Annotated in this window: 1 pseudogene; it reads left to right on the forward strand. The window is 72.0% G+C overall.

Features of this window, described 5'->3' with window-relative positions:
* A pseudogene (locus IE271_RS41220) lies at positions 1-714 on the forward strand (Pls/PosA family non-ribosomal peptide synthetase); the annotation flags it as partial.

Raw genomic sequence — 714 nt, forward strand, 5'->3', positions numbered from 1 at the left:
GCCCGGTCACCCTCGGCCGCGACGTCTACGTCAGCGAGGCGACGGTGCTGGAGATCGACACCGCCCTGGGCGACGGCGCCCAGCTCGGACACTCCTCGTCCCTGCAGGCGGGACAGCGGGTGCCCGCCGGCGAACGGTGGCACGGCTCCCCGGCCCAGCCGTGCGCGACGGACTTCCGCACCGTCGACCCCGTCCCCTGCACCACCCGGCACCGGGCCGGCTACGCCCTGGGGCAGCTGCTGGGCGCGCTGGTGTTCTACGTGCCCCTGACGGCCGGCGGCGTGGACCTGCTGTTCGCCCGGATACCGCAGCTCACCGCCCTCATGGCCGCCGGAGCCGCCTCGCTGACCACCTGGGCGTTCTACCGGGACGCCCTGATCGTGTCCCTCGTGCTGTTCTTCGGCTCGCTCCTCGTCGGCCTCGTCCTCGTGGCCACGGTCCCGCGCCTGCTGATGCTCGGCCTGCGGCCCGACCGCACGTACCCGCTGTACGGCTTCCACTACTCCCTCCACCGGGCGATCACCCGCCTGACCAACGTGAAGCCCCTCATGCGGCTGTCAGGCGACAGCTCGCTCGTGGTCCACTACCTGCGGCTGGTCGGCTACGACCTCTCCCGCGTGGAGCAGACGGGGTCGAACTTCGGCACCGAGGTCAAGCACGACAACCCGTACCTGAGCACCGTGGGCACCGGCACGATGGTCGCCGACGCGCTGT

It is taken from the genome of Streptomyces minutiscleroticus (genome assembly GCF_014650875.1).
In the GTDB taxonomy this organism is placed as follows: Bacteria; Actinomycetota; Actinomycetes; order Streptomycetales; family Streptomycetaceae; genus Streptomyces; species Streptomyces minutiscleroticus.